Below are 16,266 nucleotides of genomic sequence, written 5' to 3'. Positions count from 1 at the left end.
CTTATTTCTCACTGTCCACTAAACCACGCACAAACGCACGCTGCATGGCTAAAACGATAACGACCGGGGGGATAAGGGTGAGCAGCATCGCCGCCATCACCTGGTTCCAGAGGGTGGTGCCTTCGCCGGTGGCGATCATGCCTTTGATGCCCGCCACGGCGGTGCCGAGGTTGACGTCCTGAACGATCAGCAGCGGCCACAGGTACTGGTTCCAGCCGTAGATAAAGGTGATCACAAACAGCGCCGCAAGGTTGGTTTTCGACAGCGGCAGCACGATGTCGCGGAAGAAGCGCATCGGCGAGGCGCCGTCAATACGCGCGGCTTCAATCAGCTCATCCGGCAGGGTCATAAAGAACTGGCGGAACAGGAAGGTGGCGGTCGCCGAAGCCATCAGCGGCAGGGTTAAGCCCGCGTAGCTGTCGAGCATCTTCAGGTTGGCGATCACCTCCACCGTCGGGAAGATACGCACCTCCACCGGCAGCATCAGAGTGATAAAAATCATCCAGAAAAACAGGTTACGCAGCGGAAAGCGGAACCAGACGATGGCAAACGCCGAAAGCATCGACACCGTGATTTTGCCGATGGTGATGCCGAACGCCATGATGAAACTGTTGAGCATCATCAGCCAGAACGGCGCGCTGTTGGCCCCCACGCCCTGGGTCCAGATAGTTTTCATGTTCTCGAAAAGATGCCCGCCGGGGACGAGCGTCATCGGCGTGTCGAACACCGCTTTGGTGTCCAGCGTGGCGGCGACGAAGGCCACGTACAGTGGAAACAGGATGACGAGGATGCCCAGGATCAGCAGGGTATGGCTGAAAATCGTCAGCCCGCGACGGTTCTCAATCATTGGTAGCGCACCTTACTTTCAACATAGCGGAACTGCACCACCGTCAGGATGATGACGAGGAACATCAGCACCACGGACTGGGCGGCAGAGGCAGAGAGATCAAGCCCGGCAAAGCCTTCGCGGTAAATTTTATAAATCAGCGTGGTCGTCGCCTGTACCGGACCGCCCGCAGTGGCGGCGTCGATCACCGGGAAGGTGTCGAAGAAGGCGTACACCAGGTTGACCACCAGCAGGAAGAAACTCACCGGGGCAATCAGCGGCAGCGACAGCCGGAAGAAGCGGCGCACTGGCCCTGCGCCGTCAATCGCGGCGGCCTCCACCAGCGAACGCGGGATAGACTGTAGCGCGGCGAAGAAAAACAGGAAGTTATAGCTGATCTGCTTCCACACCGAGGCGAACACCACCAGGAACATGGCCTGACCGCTGTTCTGGGCGTGGTTCCAGTCGTAGCCAAACTCGCCCAGGAAATGGGTAATCAGCCCGCGCCCCGGGTTAAACAGGAAGATCCACAGCACGGCGGCCACGCCGGGAGCCACAGCGTAAGGCAGCAGCATCAGGGTCTGATACAGACGGCTGCCGCGCACTACGTAATCCACCAGCGCGGCGAAGAACAGCGACGCGACAAGACCGCTGACGGTGACCAGCGCGCTGAATTTGATCGTCGTCCAGAAGGAGTCCAGGTAGTAGCTGTCATGGAACAGCGCGGTAAAGTTGTCCAGCCCGACAAACTGGCTGGAAAGCCCGAACGGATCGACGCTTTGTACCGAGTACCACAGCGCTTCGCCCGCAGGCCAGATAAAGAAGATAACGGTGATGACCAGCTGCGGCGCAACCAGCAGGTACGGCAGCCAGCGGGAACGGAACACCGGACGGGATGAGGACATTGAGATTAGGTTCCTGAACAATGCCGGGTGGCGGCTACGCCTTACCCGGCCTACATGTGGTACGTCGTAGGCCCGGTAAGCGCAGCGCCACCGGGCATTTTTTTACGATTTGGTCGACTGCTCAAAACGGCGCAGCAGCTGATTCCCGCGCTCTACCGCAGCGTCAAGCGCCTGCTGTGGGGTTTTCTTCCCGGTCCAGACGCTTTCCAGCTCTTCATCAACGATGGTGCGGATCTGCGGCATGTTGCCCAGACGCAGGCCTTTGGTGAACGGCAACGGCGGCTTGTTCAGCATCTGACGCGTCGCGATGTCCGCGCCCGGGTTCTTGCTGTAGAAGCCCTGCTCCCGGGTCAGGTCGTACGCGGCTTTGGTGATCGGCAGGTAGCCGGTCTTCTGGTGCCACTCGGCGGCGTTTTCCGGCTTCGCCAGGAAGTCGAGGAACTCGGCCACGCCTTTGTAGGTGCCGTTGTCTTTACCCTGCATCACCCACAGGCTCGCCCCGCCGATGATGGCGTTCTGCGGCGCGCCTTTTACATCAGCGTCGTACGGCATCATGCCCACGCCGTAGTTGAATTTGGCGTAGTGACGGATGTCCGCCAGCGAACCGGAAGACGCGGTAGTAATGGCGCAGTCACCGTTGTAGAACTTCTCGGTGGATTCGTCTTTGCGCCCGAAATAGCTGAAGTCGCCCTTCTTGTTCAGATCGGCCAGCAGCGCGATGTGCTTCACCTGCTCCGGCTTGTTAAATTCCAGAACCGCGTCGGTGCCATCGAAGCCGTTGTTTTTGGTGGCAACCGGCAGGCCGTGCCAGGCGCTGAAGTTTTCAATCTGGATCCAGCCCTGCCAGCCGCTGGCGTAGCCGCACTTCATCCCCGCCGCTTTCAGCTTCGCGGTGTACTCCGCCAGATCCTGCCAGGTTTTTGGCGGCTGTTCCGGATCTAAACCGGCTTTTTTGAAGGCATCTTTGTTGTAGTACAGCACCGGCGTGGAGCTGTTAAACGGCTGAGACAGCAGGTGGCCGGTTTTGGAATCGGTGTAGTAACCGGAGACGGTCGGCACAAACTGGGATTCGTCAAAGTTGATGCCCGCGTCTTTGAACACTTCATAGACCGGCTTGATGGCTTTGGAGGCCATCATGGTCGCGGTGCCGACTTCATAAACCTGTAACAGGGCTGGCGCATTCCCGGTACGGAAGGCGGCGATGCCCGCGCTCAGGCTCTGCTCGTAGTTGCCTTTGTACACCGGCACAATTTTGTAATCCGGGTGGGTGTCGTTGAAACGTTGCGCCAGGGAGTCAACCTCTTTACCCAACTCCCCTTCCATAGAATGCCAGAACGGAATGGTGGTCACAGCCATTGCGTTCGTCGCAAAAGCCAGACCGATTGCCAGACCCAAAGCTGTGTGTCGTAACGATGTCATTGTCATCTCTCTTATTATGCCGGATGCGCGATATCACGCGTTTTGTGCTCGCGAGGTAACATGACATGCTCGAATGACAGAAAAATAACTGTTTGTTTACAGATAGGTGACAGCCAGGCGTCAGAGGGATGATGGTTGTGTGAAGGGGTTAATATGAAAAAAAGCCGGGTGGCGGCTTCGCCTTACCCGGCCTACATGGTATCCGTAGGCCCGGTAAGCGCAGCGCCACCGGGCGATACAGACGGCTTAGCCGCCCAAATACGCGCTCCGCACCGCTTCGTTCGCCAGTAGCGCATCGCCGGTATCGGAGAGCACCACGCGGCCGTTCTCCAGCACGTAGCCACGGTCAGCGAGCTTCAGCGCCTGGTTGGCGTTCTGCTCGACGAGGAAGATGGTCATCCCCTCTTTGCGCAGCTGCTCGATGGTGTCGAAAATCTGCTGAATGATGATAGGCGCCAGCCCGAGCGACGGTTCATCCAGCAGCAGCAGACGCGGCTGGCTCATCAGCGCGCGGCCAATCGCCAGCATCTGTTGCTCCCCGCCGGACATGGTGCCCGCGCGCTGAATTCGCCGCTCCCACAGGCGCGGGAAGAGTTCGTATACCCATTTGATGCGGGTCTGGTATTCATCCCGGTGGGCGAAGAAACCGCCCATCGCCAGGTTCTCTTCGACCGTCATGCGCGAGAACACGCGACGCCCTTCCGGGACGATCGCTACCGCTTCACGCATAATTTTAGCCGTCTGCCAGTCGGTAATATCTTTGCCGTCAAACACAATCCGCCCGCTGGTGGCGCGCGGATCGCCGCACAGGGTGCCGAGCAGCGTGGTTTTCCCCGCGCCGTTGGCACCAATCAGGGTGACGATCTCGCCCTGATTGATGTGCAGGCTGACGTCGTGCAGCGCCTGGATCTTACCGTAGTGCGCATTGACCTTGTCGAACGTTAACATCGCTTTTTCCATCTTATGCCTCACCAAGGTATGCGCGGATCACGTCCGGGTTGCTGCGGATCTCTTCCGGCGTGCCGTTTGCCAGCGGCGTGCCCTGGTTTACCACGTAGATACGGTCCGAAATGCCCATCACCAGCTTCATGTCGTGCTCAATCAGCAGGATGGTGGTGTCGTGATGATCGCGAAGCTCGGCAATCAGCTCGTCCAGCTCTTTGGTCTCTTTCGGGTTAAGGCCCGCCGCCGGTTCGTCGAGCATCAGGATCTCCGGCTGGGTCACCATGCAGCGCACGATCTCAAGGCGACGCTGGTCACCGTAGGCGAGGTTGCTCGCCTGACGGTTGGCGTGCTGGAGCAGGCCGATACGGTCGAGCCAGGTGGCGGCGCGATCGAGCGCCTCCTCCTGCGCGCGGCGGAAGGCCGGGGTTTTCAGCAGGCCGGAAAAGAGGCCGGTTTTGAGTTGCTGATGTTGCGCCACCAGCAGGTTCTCAATCACCGTCATCTCCCGGAACAGACGCACGTGCTGGAAGGTACGCACCACGCCCATGCGGGCAATCTGCTGGCCCGGTAGCCCTTCGAGGTGCTGGTCGCGCAGCATGATGGTGCCACCTGTCGGCTTGTAAAAACCGGTCAGGCAGTTGAATACTGTGGTTTTCCCTGCGCCGTTCGGGCCAATCAGGGAGACAATCTCTTTCTTATGCAGATCCAGATTCACGTTGTTGACCGCCAGCAGGCCACCAAAACGCATCATCAGACCGTTAACGGATAATAATGGCTGACTCATGCCTGCTCTCCTTTCGCTTCCGCGCTCTTAAGCTTCAGCTGTGGACGCGTCATCGGCAGCAGGCCCTGCGGACGCCAGATCATCATCAGCACCATCAAGCCACCCAGCATCAGCATGCTGTATTCGTTAAAGTCGCGCATCAGCTCGCGCGAGACCACCAGCAGGATGGCCGCGAGGATCACGGCGAACTGGGAACCCATCCCGCCGAGCACCACAATCGCCAGCACGAAGGCCGATTCGGCAAAGGTGAACGATTCCGGGCTGACGAAGCCCTGACGCGCGGCAAACAGCGTTCCGGCGAAACCGGCAAACGCGGCGCTGATGGTAAACGCGGTCAGCTTGATACGGGTCGGATTCAGGCCCAGGGAACGGCAGGCGATCTCATCCTCACGCAGCGCTTCCCATGCGCGGCCCAGCGGCATGCGCAGCAGACGGTTGATCACAAACAGGGTAATCACCACCAGCAGCAGCGCCACCAGGTAGAGCCAGATCACGCGGTCGGACGGGTCGTATTTGATGCCAAAGAAGTTGCTGAAGGTATCCCAGCCGCCTTCGCGGGCGGTACGGCTGAACTCCAGGCCGAAGAAGGTCGGTTTCGGGATCTGGCTGATGCCGTTCGGACCGCCGGTCACTTCGGTATTGTTGAGCAGCAGGATACGGACGATTTCGCCGAAGCCTAAGGTCACAATCGCCAGGTAGTCACCGCGCAGGCGCAGCACCGGGAAGCCGAGCAGGAAGCCCGCGGCGGCAGAGACCAGCCCCGCCAGCGGCAAACAGGTCCAGAAGCCGAGGCCGTAATAATGGTTCAGCAGCGCGAAGGTGTACGCGCCGATGGCGTAGAACCCGCCGTAGCCCAGCACCAGCAGGCCAGACAGCCCCACCACCACGTTCAGACCTAGCCCCAGAATCACGTAGATCATGGTCAGGGTGGCAATATCCACCGTCCCGCGCGATACCATAAACGGCCACGCCACGGCAGCCACCAGCAGCGCCACAAGGAACAGCTTCTGCTTCACGGTTGTACCGTCGATCGCCGGAAGGACGAATTTCGGCCCGGAGACGTTCTTCAGCGTCTTCTGGAACAGCGGACGCAGCAGCTGGAACAGGAACACCACGCCAGTACCGATAAACACCCACTGCCAGCGAATATCAGCGGCGGTGTCGACCACCAGCTTCGTGCCGTCCAGCCCTAACTGGACGCCCATAAAGACGCCCGCCAGCACGAAGAACATGGCGGCAGAGAGCAGCGCCATCGCAAAATGCATCGGTTTCATACTTTCTCTACCTCCGGACGGCCCAGAATACCGGTAGGCATCACCAGCAGAACCAGAATCAGCAGGGCAAACGACACCACATCTTTATATTCGGTGCTCAGGTACGCCGAGGAGAGCGCTTCGGCCACGCCCAAAATCAGGCCGCCAATCATCGCGCCCGGAATGCTGCCGATACCGCCCAGTACCGCGGCGGTGAAGGCTTTCATCCCGGCCATAAAGCCGATGTACGGGTTGATTACGCCGTAGAACTGGCCGAGCAACACGCCCGCCACCGCCGCCATCGCTGCACCGATCACGAAGGTCAGGGCAATCACGCGGTCGGTGTTGATCCCGAGCAAGCTCGCCATCTTCAGGTCTTCCGCGCAGGCGCGGCAGGCGCGTCCCATGCGGGAGTAGCGGATGAACAGGGTCAGGGCCAGCATGGCAATAAAGGTCACAACCCAGATAACCAGCTGCATGGTGGTGACAGAGGCAGAGAAGTTTTCGCTGGCCCCCACAATCCACTGGCCGTTAAACAGGCTTGGCAGCGCCACGTCACGCGAACCTTCTGTCAGGCTGACGTAGTTTTGCAGGAAGATGGACATACCGATGGCGGAGATCAGCGCAATAAGGCGCTTGGAGCTGCGCACCGGCCGGTAGGCCACCCGTTCGATGCTCCAGCCGTAGGCGCTGGCAATCACAATCGCGCCGACAAACCCGGCGGCCACCAGCAACCAGCTGCTGTCGATGCCCATCATCATCAGCGCAGCGATGATCATAAAGGAGACGTAGCTACCGATCATGTACACCTCGCCGTGGGCGAAGTTAATCATGCCGATAATGCCGTAAACCATCGTGTAGCCGATGGCGATCAGCGCGTAGGTGCTTCCCAGCGTGACGCCGTTAAACATCTGCTGCAAAAAGTAGAGAAACTGCTCGGACATATGCAAACCTTTTTATATCCGCCCGGTAAACCGGGCGGTGGGATTATTATTTGGCGACCGAGGACGAACCGTCGGCGTGCCACTTAAAGACACCAAATTCAAATCCCTTCAGATCGCCTTTCTCATCCCAGTTCAGCGGCCCAATCACGGTGTTCGCCCCGTGTGCTTTTAAATCTTTCACCAGATCCAGCGGCTCTTTGCTGCCGGTGCGATCCATGGCCGTGGCCAGCGACTGCACGGCCGCGTAGGTGATCCAGACGTATGGGCCACTCGGATCTTTCTTCTGTGCCTTGAGCGCATCCACGATAGCTTTATTCGCCGGATCCTGGTCATAGCGTTTTGGCATCGTCACCAGCATGCCTTCGGCAGAATCGCCCGCGATGTTCGACAGGGAGGCATTACCGACGCCCTCAGGCCCCATAAACTGGGTTTTCAGACCGGTGGCGCGCGCCTGGCGCAACATCTGCCCCATTTCCGGGTAGTAGCCGCCGTAGTAAACGAAGTCGATATTCTCTTTTTGCAGGCGGGCGATCAGCGCGGAGAAGTCTTTCTCACCGGCGGTAATGCCGTCGAAGAAGACGATATTCGCCCCGCCTTTTTTCAGGCCGTCCTGTACGGAGCGCGCCAGGCCTTCACCGTACTGCTGTTTGTCATGAATGATGGCAATGCGCTGTGGCTTAACGGTTTCGAGGATGTATTTGGCGGCGGTTGGCCCCTGCGAGGAGTCCAGACCGGCGGTACGCATAATGTGCTGGTAACCCCGCTGGGTCAGTTCCGGGTTGGTGGCGCCCGGGGTGATCATCAGGATGCCTTCGTCTTCGTAGATATCAGACGCAGGCTGCGTGGAGGAGGAACACAGGTGCCCGATGACGTACTGGATACCGTCGTTAACGATTTTGTTGGCGACCGCGACGGCCTGTTTTGGATCGCAGGCGTCGTCATACTCCACGCCCACCAGCTTGTCGCCTTTGATGCCGCCTTTAGCATTGATATCTTTGATGGCCTGACGCGCGCCGTTGAACTCCATATCGCCCCACTGGGCAACGGGGCCGGACATCGCACCCACTACCGCAACTTTAATGTCGTCTGCCATAGCGGCATGCGAGATCGACAGTGCGACCATCCCCGCGATTAACGTCTTCGCGTTCCTTTTCATCTCAGAATCCCCATTCGTGAAGTGATGTTTATATTTTGTTTTATTATGGTTAAAAAGCATTCTGTACTTTTAATGAACAACGCTATTTTTACCAGTGCCTTTAATGGTTTAGCGCAGGTTTTTAACAAAAACCAGACTAATATCTCTATTTTTCAGGCGATTAAGCAAAGATAATATTCTGAAATCAGACGGAGATAAACAAATAAAAGCGCAGTTTGCAGCATAAAATAACGGTACAAAGCGCCGAATAAATCACTACCATTCAGGTTAAAATTCTGCTTATTTTTCGATCCATGTGTTTTCAAACTGCCCATCGCGTTGCCAAAAAACTAATCACCTGGTAAATGGGAAGGAAAAGAGAAAGTGCCTGAGCAATTAAATTGAGTACACTGGCCGTACTCTTTTTGATTTGGACAAGCAGCTAATGAAACTGACTATCGTGCGTCTGGTGACCTTTAGCGACCAGGATCATATCGACCTGGGCAAGATCTGGCCGGAATATTCTTCTTCATCGCTGGCCGTCGATGAGAACCACCGCATCTATGCCGCGCGCTTTAACGAGCGCCTGCTGGCCGCCGTCCGCGTAACGCTGAGCGGCACGGAAGGGGCGCTGGACTCCCTGCGCGTGCGCGACGTGACCCGTCGTCGCGGGGTCGGGCAGTATTTGATTGAAGAGGTGATCCGCGAAAACCCGAGCGTGACCTCCTGGTGGATGGCCGACGTGGGCGTGGAGGATCGCGGCGTAATGGCGGCGTTTATGCAGGCGTTAGGGTTTACGGCGCAGGCGAACGGGTGGGAGAAGCGCTAAAAGAAAGCCGGGTGGCGGCTGCGAGGTGCTCATTGTAGGCCCGGTAAGCGAAGCGCCACCGGGCAAAAGCGGGGCTCTGCGGCCTGATGCCCTCACCCCGGCCCTCTCCCACGGGGAGAGGGAGAAAACATTAAAAAAGGCAACTTACGTTGCCTTTTTGCTTTTATTTGGCGTCTGTCGCCGTGCCGTTGGCATGCCAGTCAAACACGCCGAACTCGAAGCCCTTCAGGTCGCCCTTCTCATCCCAGGACAGCGGCCCCATCACGGTTTCCACCGAGTTCGCTTTCAGCCAGGTGGCAATCTCCGCCGGATCGGCTGACTGGTTCAGGCCCGCTTGCAGAGACTGCAACGCTGCGTAAGTGGTCCAGACGAACGCACCGCTTGGATCCTGTTTCTTCGCCTTGATGGCATCTACAACAGGTTTGTTCGCAGGCACCTGGTCGTAGTTTTTCGGTTTGGTCACCAGCAGCCCTTCAGCAGACTCACCCGCGATGTTAGACAGGGAAACGTTCGCCACGCCTTCTGGCCCCATGAACTGTGTCTTCAGACCCGCCGCACGCGCCTGACGCAGGATCTGCCCCATTTCCGGGTGGTAGCCGCCGTAATAAACGAAGTCGATATTCTCTTTCTTCAGACGCGCTACCAGAGTCGAGAAGTCTTTCTCACCGGCGGTAATACCGTCAAAGAACACCACGTTGGCATTCGCTTTTTTCAGGTTATCCTGCACCGCACGGGCCAGGCCTTCGCCGTACTGCTGTTTGTCATGAACAATCGCGATGCGCTGCGGCTTCACTTTTTCCACAATGTATTTCGCGGCGGTTGGCCCCTGATCCGAGTCCAGACCGGTGGTACGCAGGATCAGCTTATAGCCGCGCGCGGTCAGCTCTGGTGCCGTCGCAGCCGGCGTGATCATCAGAATGCCTTCGTCTTCGTAGATGTCAGACGCGGGCTGGGTGGAAGAGGAGCACAGGTGACCGATAACGTATTTGATCCCGTCATTTACCACTTTGTTCGCCACCGCGACCGCCTGTTTCGGGTCACAGGCATCGTCATATTTTACGATTTGCAGCTTTTCGCCCTTGATGCCGCCCTTAGCATTAATGTCTGCAACCGCCTGTTCCGCGCCCGTAAATTCCTGGTCGCCGTACTGTGCTACCGGACCGGACATCGCGCCCACCACGGCCACTTTAATATCGGCCTGCGCCATAGTGCTGAATGCCAACGCGATACATCCTGCCAGTAACGCTTTACCCTTCATGTTCATCCTGAGATTCCCCATTATTATGGTTATAACGATTGTTGTGATGTTGTTGTGTAGCGCTTTATTTCAATTATAGGCGTGCTGTTCGCGCTTTTTCAGCATACTCTGCTAAAACATACCCCATTTTTATGATTTTGGAATAGCTAATTTGAAATGAAAATATGATAAGCCCGACTGTCATTTCAGCCGGGCTTTTGGCTTTATCGTGTCAGCGAGGCGGAAATAATATCCAGCGCTTTACGGAACTGCGCTTCGGGGATGGTGAGCGGGTAGAGGAAGCGGATAACGTTGCCGTAGACGCCGCAACTCAAAAGCAGCAGCCCTTCGTTCAACGCGCGTTCCTGAACCTGACGGGTAAATTCCGGCGACGGCTGTCCGGTTTGCGGATCGGTAAATTCCACCGCCACCATCGAGCCCTGCCCACGGATATCGGCGATCCAGGGACAGCCATCCTTCGCTTTATTCAGCACCTCAACAAGATGATGGCCGAGATGAGACGCGCGCGTGCAGAGATCTTCCTCGTCAATCACGTCCAGCACCGCATGGGCCGCCGCAATCGCCAGCGGGTTACCCGCGTAGGTGCCGCCCAGTCCGCCCGGAGCGGGCGCGTCCATCACCTCTGCCCGGCCAGAGACGGCAGAGAGCGGCATTCCGCCCGCCAGGCTTTTCGCCATGGTGATCAGATCGGGCTTCACGCAGTGGTTTTCCATGGAGAATAGCTTGCCGGTACGGGCGAAGCCGGTTTGCACTTCGTCGGCAATCAGTAAAATCCCGTGGGTATCGCACAGGGCACGCAGCGACTGCATAAAATCAGCGGGCGCGACGTTGAATCCGCCCTCGCCCTGAACCGGTTCAATAATGATTGCCGCCACCTGATCGGGCGCGATATCGGCTTTGAAGATGCGCTCCAGGCTTTTTAACGCTTCGGCGGTACTGACGCCGTGCAGGCTGTTGGGGAATTGCGCGTGGTACACCGAGCCGGGGAACGGGCCGAAGCCGAGCTTATAGGGCGCCACTTTGCCGGTCAGCGCCATGGTCATAAAGGTACGGCCGTGGAACGCGCCGCCGAAGGTGATAAGGCCGGGACGTCTGGTGTACGCGCGGGCAATTTTCACCGCGTTTTCGACCGCTTCTGCACCCGTTGAGAAGAAGGCGGTTTTGGCTGGCCCCTCTATGGGTACGCGCTGGTTGATGCGCTCGGCAAGCGCCACATAACCTTCATAGGGGACGATCTGGTAAGCGGTATGGGTAAAGGCATGAAGCTGTTTTTCGATGGCGGCGATAACTTTAGGATGGCGATGCCCGGTATTCAGCACGGCGATCCCGGCGGCAAAATCAATATACTCGTTACCTTCTACATCCCACACCGTGGCGTTTTCGGCTTTATCGGCATAGAAGTTACACATGACGCCGATACCGCGCGGCGTCGCCTGTAAACGCCGGTCGTTCAGTTCGTTATTTTTCACCCTGTCACCCTCTGAAAGTCGCCTGCTTAGCGCATCAGTAAGTGTTTGCCAGGGGGAAGAAATTCGCCAGAGCGGGCGCTAAAAAAACAAAACCCCCAGACTCTCATCCAGGGGTTCTCGGTGTACTTCGCGGAAATTACGCTTCGATAGCGGCGCGAAGTTTTTTCATGGCGTTCTTCTCAAGCTGACGCACACGTTCAGCGGAGACGCCGTAGCGGTCGGCCAGTTCCTGCAACGTGGACTTGTTATCTTCGTCCAGCCAGCGGGCACGGATGATATCCTGGCTACGCTCGTCGAGGCCTTCCATCGCGAAGGTCAGCTTGTTTGCCGCCTGGTCTTCCCAGTTATCCTCTTCAATGCCGTCAGCAAAGTTAGAGGTTTTATCCTGCAGATACAGGACCGGGGCCATCGGCTGGCTGTCGGAGGCATCGTCGTCGGCAGACATATCAAACGTCATGTCCTGCGCGGCCATACGGGATTCCATCTCGCGGACGTCTTTGCTGGAAACGCCCAGCTCGCGCGCCACCATTTCCACTTCATCCTGATTGAACCAGCCCAGACGCTGCTTGGTTTTACGCAGGTTGAAGAACAGTTTGCGCTGCGCTTTCGTCGTGGCGACTTTCACAATACGCCAGTTACGCAGGACGTATTCGTGAATTTCCGCTTTGATCCAGTGCACGGCGAAGGAGACGAGTCGCACACCCACTTCCGGGTTGAAGCGACGTACCGCCTTCATCAGGCCAATGTTACCTTCCTGAATCAGGTCCGCCTGCGGCAGGCCGTAGCCCGCATAATTACGAGCAACGTGAACAACAAAGCGCAGGTGAGACAGGATCAGCGTTTTAGCTGCTTCCAGATCGCCCTGGTAATGCAGCTTTTCAGCAAGCTCCTTTTCTTCCTCAGCCGTTAACATCGGCCAGGTGTTCGCAGCCCGGATGTAAGATTCCAGGTTACCAACAGGGGCTAAAGCTAAAGTTTGCATTTCTTTGGTCATTCATTCCTCTCAATGTTTCTTCTGGTCCAGGTTGTCCCCGTCAGGCAACAACCATGCCAAAGCGTTTGAGCAACGAGATTAGCATTCACTCTTTTATCAGACAGTGATTTTATCCACAAGTTCCAGGTGCAACAGTGAATAAATTACGCACAAAATGTGACATGAAGATGATTACAGGGGAAGAGACAACAGGGACGCTTTCCCTGCAAGCGAACATCTCGGTGCAGGGAAAGATTATATCACGCTTTTATTAGTCGGGAGTAAAGTGGCGTAAATGTTGAACCGTTGCCAGCCATGCCGCCACCCAGCCGATCATGGAGCAGACCAGCAGCAACAGCAGGCACTCATCGAACCCTAAGCCACTGATATCAAACTTCGTTCCGAAAACCTGCGCCACCTCGGTGACGGCAGACGACAGCCGCATCACCAAAATTTCTGACAAAATCAATGAAAGAAATGCACCAGAAAAACCTAATAACGCGCCGCCATAGAGGAACGGGCGGAGGATGAAACCATCCGTTGCGCCAATCAGTTTCTGCACGTTGATGGTATCGCGACGGGCGAAGATGCTCAGGCGCACGCTGTTACCGATGACGAGGAACACCGCCGCCACCATCAGCACGCCGATCATCGCCGATACGCGCCCCACCAGCCCGGTCAGGGCGGCAAGACGGGCAAACCAGCTGTCGTCCATGCGCACTTCATCAATCCCATTGATGCGGGTAATGCGGTCGCGCAGGGTGTTGAGCGAATCGGTGCCCTGGAAATCGAGCTTCGGGATCACCACCGCCACGGCGGGCAGCGGGTTCTCTTCCAGCATATCCAGCGCGCCGCCGAACCCGGACCAGTTGCGGAATTCGCCCAGCGCTTCATCGCGGGAAAGATAGTTCACCTTCTCCACGCCCTGCTCGGCCTGAATCTGCCCCACTACCTGAGCCGCCGCGTTATCGTCGAGGGCTTTATCCAGATAAACGGTAATCTGCGGCGACGGATAGTACTGGGACGCCGCCTGGTTCACGTTTTTGTAAACCATGTAGCAGACGCTGGGCAGCGTCAGGGAGATGGCAATCACCATCACCGTCAGGAACGTCGCCAGCGGTTTGCTTTTTAGATCCTGCAACGCGCCCTGGAAGGCGTAGCGCACCTGTTCGTTGAAGACGTTGGTTTTACGGGAGTTCGGTTTCGGTGTCGCTTTGGCACGCTTAGGCGCATGGCGATTGCCGTCCCCGCCGCCCTGAGGCTTGCGGAAACGGTCAAACCGGTTGCTGAACTGCCGAATCTGGTTCATTGCATCACGCTTATTCACCGTGGCCTCCGTGCAAATGCCCGTCGCTCAGGGTCAGCATGCGGTACGAACGGCGTGAGATAAGCCCCATGTCGTGCGTCGCCATCAGTACCGTGACCCCCACGCGGTTAAATTCCTCAAACAGACGCAGGATCCCTTCAGAGAGGGCATCGTCCAGGTTACCGGTCGGTTCATCCGCCAGCAAGACGGCAGGCTTGTTCACCACCGCACGGGCGATGCCCACGCGCTGCTGCTCACCGCCGGAGAGCTGGATCGGGAAGTTCTTCGCTTTGTCCAGCAGCCCGACCTTATCCAGCGCCGCCGAAACGCGACGGCGGATATCATCGTAACTGGCGCCGGCAATAATCAGCGGGATCGCGACGTTATCGAAAACCGTGCGATCCATCAGCAGGTGGTGATCCTGGAAAATCATGCCAATCTGACGACGCAGGAACGGCACTTCACGGTTCTTAAGACGGCTAATTTCATGGCCGCTGAACCAGATTTTCCCGGCACTTGGCCGCTCGATCCCACAGATCAGCTTGAGCAGGGTACTTTTCCCCGCGCCGGAATGGCCGGTCAGGAATGCCATCTCGCCTGGCTGGAGGTGGAATGTTACCCCCTGCAGCGCTTGTCTCCCGCCGAGATAGGCCTTGCTGACGTGTTCAAAGCGAATCATTGTTAGTCCTCTCGGGCAAATAGTGCCTCAATAAAGTCGTCCGCTTTAAACGGACGTAAATCCTCAATACGCTCGCCCACACCGATATAACGGATAGGAATGCCGAACTGGTCGGCCACGGAGAAGATCACCCCGCCTTTCGCGGTGCCGTCCAGCTTGGTCAGCGTGATCCCGGTCAGTCCTACCGCTTCATTGAACAGCTTCGCCTGGCTGATGGCGTTCTGTCCGGTGCTGGCGTCGATAGTCAGCATAATTTCATGCGGTGCATCTTCGTCCAGCTTCTTCATGACGCGAACGATTTTCTTCAGCTCTTCCATCAGGTGCGATTTGTTCTGCAAACGCCCTGCGGTATCTGCAATCAGCACGTCCACATTACGCGACTTCGCCGCCTGGATGGCATCGAAAATCACGGACGCGGAATCCGCGCCGGTGTGCTGGGCAATGACCGGAATCTTGTTGCGCTGGCCCCACACCTGGAGCTGTTCCACCGCTGCCGCACGGAAGGTATCGCCCGCCGCCAGCATCACCGATTTGCCCTGCTGCTCAAACTGGCGCGCCAGCTTGCCGATGGTGGTGGTTTTACCCACGCCGTTGACGCCAACCATCAGAATAACAAAGGGCATTTTGCCTTCAATATTAAGCGGTTCGTCAACTTTTGCGAGAATTTCACCCATCTCGTCTTTCAGCAGGCCGTACAGCGCCTCGGCGTCACGCAGCTGTTTGCGGTTCGCCCCTTCGGTCAGGTTGGCGATGATTTTCCGGGTGGTTTCCACGCCCACGTCCGCAATCAGCAGTTGCTCTTCCAGCTCCTCAAACAGATCGTCGTCGATCTTCTTGCCGCGGAACAGACTGATAAATCCGGAACCTAAGTTTTCTTTGGTTTTGAGCAGGCTGCGCTTCAGGCGCGCGAAGAAACCTTCTTTGGTCGGTTTTTCCTGCTCCTGAACGATCTCTTCTTCGGCCTGCTCTTCCACCGGCACGACGATGACCGCTTCTTCAGCCGCTTCCGCCGCCAGCGCCTGGGCCTCCAGCTCTTCGTCGGTCAGCTCTGGCTCAAGGGCCGCTTCTTCTTCCACCGCCTCAACAATTTCAACGGTTTCCGCTTCGGCCTGCCACTCTTCGGCAGAAACCTCTTCAGCTTTCACCTCTTCCGGCAGCGGCAGCGCTTCGTGTTCGATAGCGGCCTGCGGCGCTTCGGTAAGGGTTTCAACGATAACCGGCTCTGGTTTTTCGCTCTCCTGAACCTGTTCGGTAACCTCAACCACCTCTTCGGCAAAGGATTCAATCTCTTCTTTGCTGTGGGCTGGCTCTTCCGCTTCGACAACCGCAGCGGTTTCGACAGGCGTTTCAGGCTGTGACTGCTCTTCTACAACCTGCTGTTCTTCGGTTTTCTGTTCTGTTTCTTGCTCTTTTTCACCGAAACCCAACCAGGAAAAGAAGCCACGTTTTTTTTGTTTTGCCATCTGCGACTACACTCCTCGCGGCGCTATATACAGGGAAGCTAAAAAAATGATGAAATAGTCTAACACTTTACTTAATTG

The 16,266-nt window shown here is 57.2% G+C and carries 15 protein-coding genes; 1 reads left to right on the top strand and 14 read right to left on the bottom strand.

The genetic code is table 11. The features are described from left to right. Position 1: 1 nt before the first annotated feature. From ugpE to livK, 8 genes are all read right to left on the bottom strand, one after another. Entirely contained in the window at positions 2 to 847 is an 846-nt protein-coding gene (ugpE, locus tag C3451_RS14510; protein WP_022649657.1) for a sn-glycerol-3-phosphate ABC transporter permease UgpE, read from the bottom strand. Beyond that, positions 844 to 1,731 carry a sn-glycerol-3-phosphate ABC transporter permease UgpA gene (gene ugpA / locus C3451_RS14505; protein ID WP_045622184.1) on the bottom strand — a complete coding sequence of 296 codons (888 nt, stop codon included), beginning with the start codon at positions 1,729 to 1,731 and terminating at the stop codon, positions 844 to 846. Before ugpA ends, ugpE begins: the two co-directional genes overlap by 4 nt. A gap of 102 nt (positions 1,732 to 1,833) precedes the next feature. Further along, on the bottom strand, positions 1,834 to 3,150 hold the full coding sequence (gene ugpB / locus C3451_RS14500) for a sn-glycerol-3-phosphate ABC transporter substrate-binding protein UgpB (protein ID WP_045622185.1): 1,317 nt from the start codon (positions 3,148 to 3,150) through the stop codon (positions 1,834 to 1,836). A gap of 246 nt (positions 3,151 to 3,396) precedes the next feature. Then, positions 3,397 to 4,110: a high-affinity branched-chain amino acid ABC transporter ATP-binding protein LivF gene (gene livF, locus C3451_RS14495; protein ID WP_023298801.1), complete on the bottom strand. Its 714-nt coding sequence runs from the start codon at positions 4,108 to 4,110 to the stop codon at positions 3,397 to 3,399. Between the two features lies 1 nt (position 4,111). Next, positions 4,112 to 4,879, bottom strand: coding sequence for a high-affinity branched-chain amino acid ABC transporter ATP-binding protein LivG (gene livG, locus C3451_RS14490; protein WP_022649661.1), 768 nt, complete (start codon positions 4,877 to 4,879; stop codon positions 4,112 to 4,114). Continuing rightward, a complete protein-coding gene (locus tag C3451_RS14485; protein ID WP_045622187.1) occupies positions 4,876 to 6,153 on the bottom strand; it encodes a high-affinity branched-chain amino acid ABC transporter permease LivM in 1,278 nt (425 codons plus the stop codon). Before C3451_RS14485 ends, livG begins: the two co-directional genes overlap by 4 nt. Next, the gene (gene livH, locus C3451_RS14480) at positions 6,150 to 7,076 is read right to left on the bottom strand and encodes a high-affinity branched-chain amino acid ABC transporter permease LivH (RefSeq protein ID WP_003861540.1); all 927 of its coding nucleotides are present in this window, start codon (positions 7,074 to 7,076) and stop codon (positions 6,150 to 6,152) included. The genes C3451_RS14485 and livH overlap by 4 nt, the downstream gene beginning before the upstream one ends. Before the next feature lie 46 nt (positions 7,077 to 7,122). Further along, on the bottom strand, positions 7,123 to 8,232 hold the full coding sequence (livK, locus tag C3451_RS14475; protein WP_022649663.1) for a high-affinity branched-chain amino acid ABC transporter substrate-binding protein LivK: 1,110 nt from the start codon (positions 8,230 to 8,232) through the stop codon (positions 7,123 to 7,125). A 424-nt stretch (positions 8,233 to 8,656) separates the two neighbouring features. Between livK and panM the strand changes: the two genes are divergently transcribed. Continuing rightward, positions 8,657 to 9,040, top strand: coding sequence for an aspartate 1-decarboxylase autocleavage activator PanM (gene panM / locus C3451_RS14470; protein ID WP_022649664.1), 384 nt, complete (start codon positions 8,657 to 8,659; stop codon positions 9,038 to 9,040). 163 nt (positions 9,041 to 9,203) lie between these two features. On the opposite strand, the gene livJ is transcribed toward panM, so the two are convergent. The 6 genes from livJ to ftsY form a co-directional block, all read right to left on the bottom strand. After that, a complete protein-coding gene (livJ, locus tag C3451_RS14465) occupies positions 9,204 to 10,304 on the bottom strand; it encodes a branched chain amino acid ABC transporter substrate-binding protein LivJ (RefSeq protein WP_015571474.1) in 1,101 nt (366 codons plus the stop codon). A 197-nt stretch (positions 10,305 to 10,501) separates the two neighbouring features. Beyond that, positions 10,502 to 11,767 carry a 4-aminobutyrate--2-oxoglutarate transaminase gene (locus C3451_RS14460; RefSeq protein ID WP_045622189.1) on the bottom strand — a complete coding sequence of 422 codons (1,266 nt, stop codon included), beginning with the start codon at positions 11,765 to 11,767 and terminating at the stop codon, positions 10,502 to 10,504. A 136-nt stretch (positions 11,768 to 11,903) separates the two neighbouring features. Further along, positions 11,904 to 12,761, bottom strand: coding sequence for an RNA polymerase sigma factor RpoH (gene rpoH, locus C3451_RS14455; protein WP_000159624.1), 858 nt, complete (start codon positions 12,759 to 12,761; stop codon positions 11,904 to 11,906). A 250-nt stretch (positions 12,762 to 13,011) separates the two neighbouring features. After that, a complete protein-coding gene (gene ftsX, locus C3451_RS14450) occupies positions 13,012 to 14,067 on the bottom strand; it encodes a permease-like cell division protein FtsX (RefSeq protein WP_022649667.1) in 1,056 nt (351 codons plus the stop codon). Continuing rightward, entirely contained in the window at positions 14,060 to 14,725 is a 666-nt protein-coding gene (gene ftsE / locus C3451_RS14445) for a cell division ATP-binding protein FtsE (RefSeq protein WP_006812284.1), read from the bottom strand. Before ftsE ends, ftsX begins: the two co-directional genes overlap by 8 nt. A 2-nt stretch (positions 14,726 to 14,727) precedes the next feature. Beyond that, positions 14,728 to 16,188 carry a signal recognition particle-docking protein FtsY gene (gene ftsY, locus C3451_RS14440; protein WP_124304336.1) on the bottom strand — a complete coding sequence of 487 codons (1,461 nt, stop codon included), beginning with the start codon at positions 16,186 to 16,188 and terminating at the stop codon, positions 14,728 to 14,730. Positions 16,189 to 16,266 lie beyond the last annotated feature (78 nt).

This window comes from Enterobacter sp. 301B (assembly GCF_003850715.1).
In the GTDB taxonomy this organism is placed as follows: domain Bacteria; phylum Pseudomonadota; class Gammaproteobacteria; order Enterobacterales; family Enterobacteriaceae; genus Enterobacter; species Enterobacter intestinihominis.
Note: the sequence above shows the minus strand (reverse complement) of the source record. Positions and strands in the feature narration are given on the sequence as shown.

Excerpts from the sequence above, each read along its gene's own strand:
- panM (WP_022649664.1), top strand. The coding sequence starts at position 8,657 with ATGAAACTGACTATCGTGCGTCTGGTGACCTTTAGCGACCAGGATCAT.
- livF (WP_023298801.1), bottom strand. The coding sequence starts at position 4,110 with ATGGAAAAAGCGATGTTAACGTTCGACAAGGTCAATGCGCACTACGGT.
- ftsY (WP_124304336.1), bottom strand. The coding sequence starts at position 16,188 with ATGGCAAAACAAAAAAAACGTGGCTTCTTTTCCTGGTTGGGTTTCGGT.
- ugpA (WP_045622184.1), bottom strand. The coding sequence starts at position 1,731 with ATGTCCTCATCCCGTCCGGTGTTCCGTTCCCGCTGGCTGCCGTACCTG.
- C3451_RS14485 (WP_045622187.1), bottom strand. The coding sequence starts at position 6,153 with ATGAAACCGATGCATTTTGCGATGGCGCTGCTCTCTGCCGCCATGTTC.
- livG (WP_022649661.1), bottom strand. The coding sequence starts at position 4,879 with ATGAGTCAGCCATTATTATCCGTTAACGGTCTGATGATGCGTTTTGGT.
- rpoH (WP_000159624.1), bottom strand. The coding sequence starts at position 12,761 with ATGACCAAAGAAATGCAAACTTTAGCTTTAGCCCCTGTTGGTAACCTG.
- ugpB (WP_045622185.1), bottom strand. The coding sequence starts at position 3,150 with ATGACATCGTTACGACACACAGCTTTGGGTCTGGCAATCGGTCTGGCT.
- ugpE (WP_022649657.1), bottom strand. The coding sequence starts at position 847 with ATGATTGAGAACCGTCGCGGGCTGACGATTTTCAGCCATACCCTGCTG.
- livH (WP_003861540.1), bottom strand. The coding sequence starts at position 7,076 with ATGTCCGAGCAGTTTCTCTACTTTTTGCAGCAGATGTTTAACGGCGTC.
- livJ (WP_015571474.1), bottom strand. The coding sequence starts at position 10,304 with ATGAACATGAAGGGTAAAGCGTTACTGGCAGGATGTATCGCGTTGGCA.
- livK (WP_022649663.1), bottom strand. The coding sequence starts at position 8,232 with ATGAAAAGGAACGCGAAGACGTTAATCGCGGGGATGGTCGCACTGTCG.
- ftsE (WP_006812284.1), bottom strand. The coding sequence starts at position 14,725 with ATGATTCGCTTTGAACACGTCAGCAAGGCCTATCTCGGCGGGAGACAA.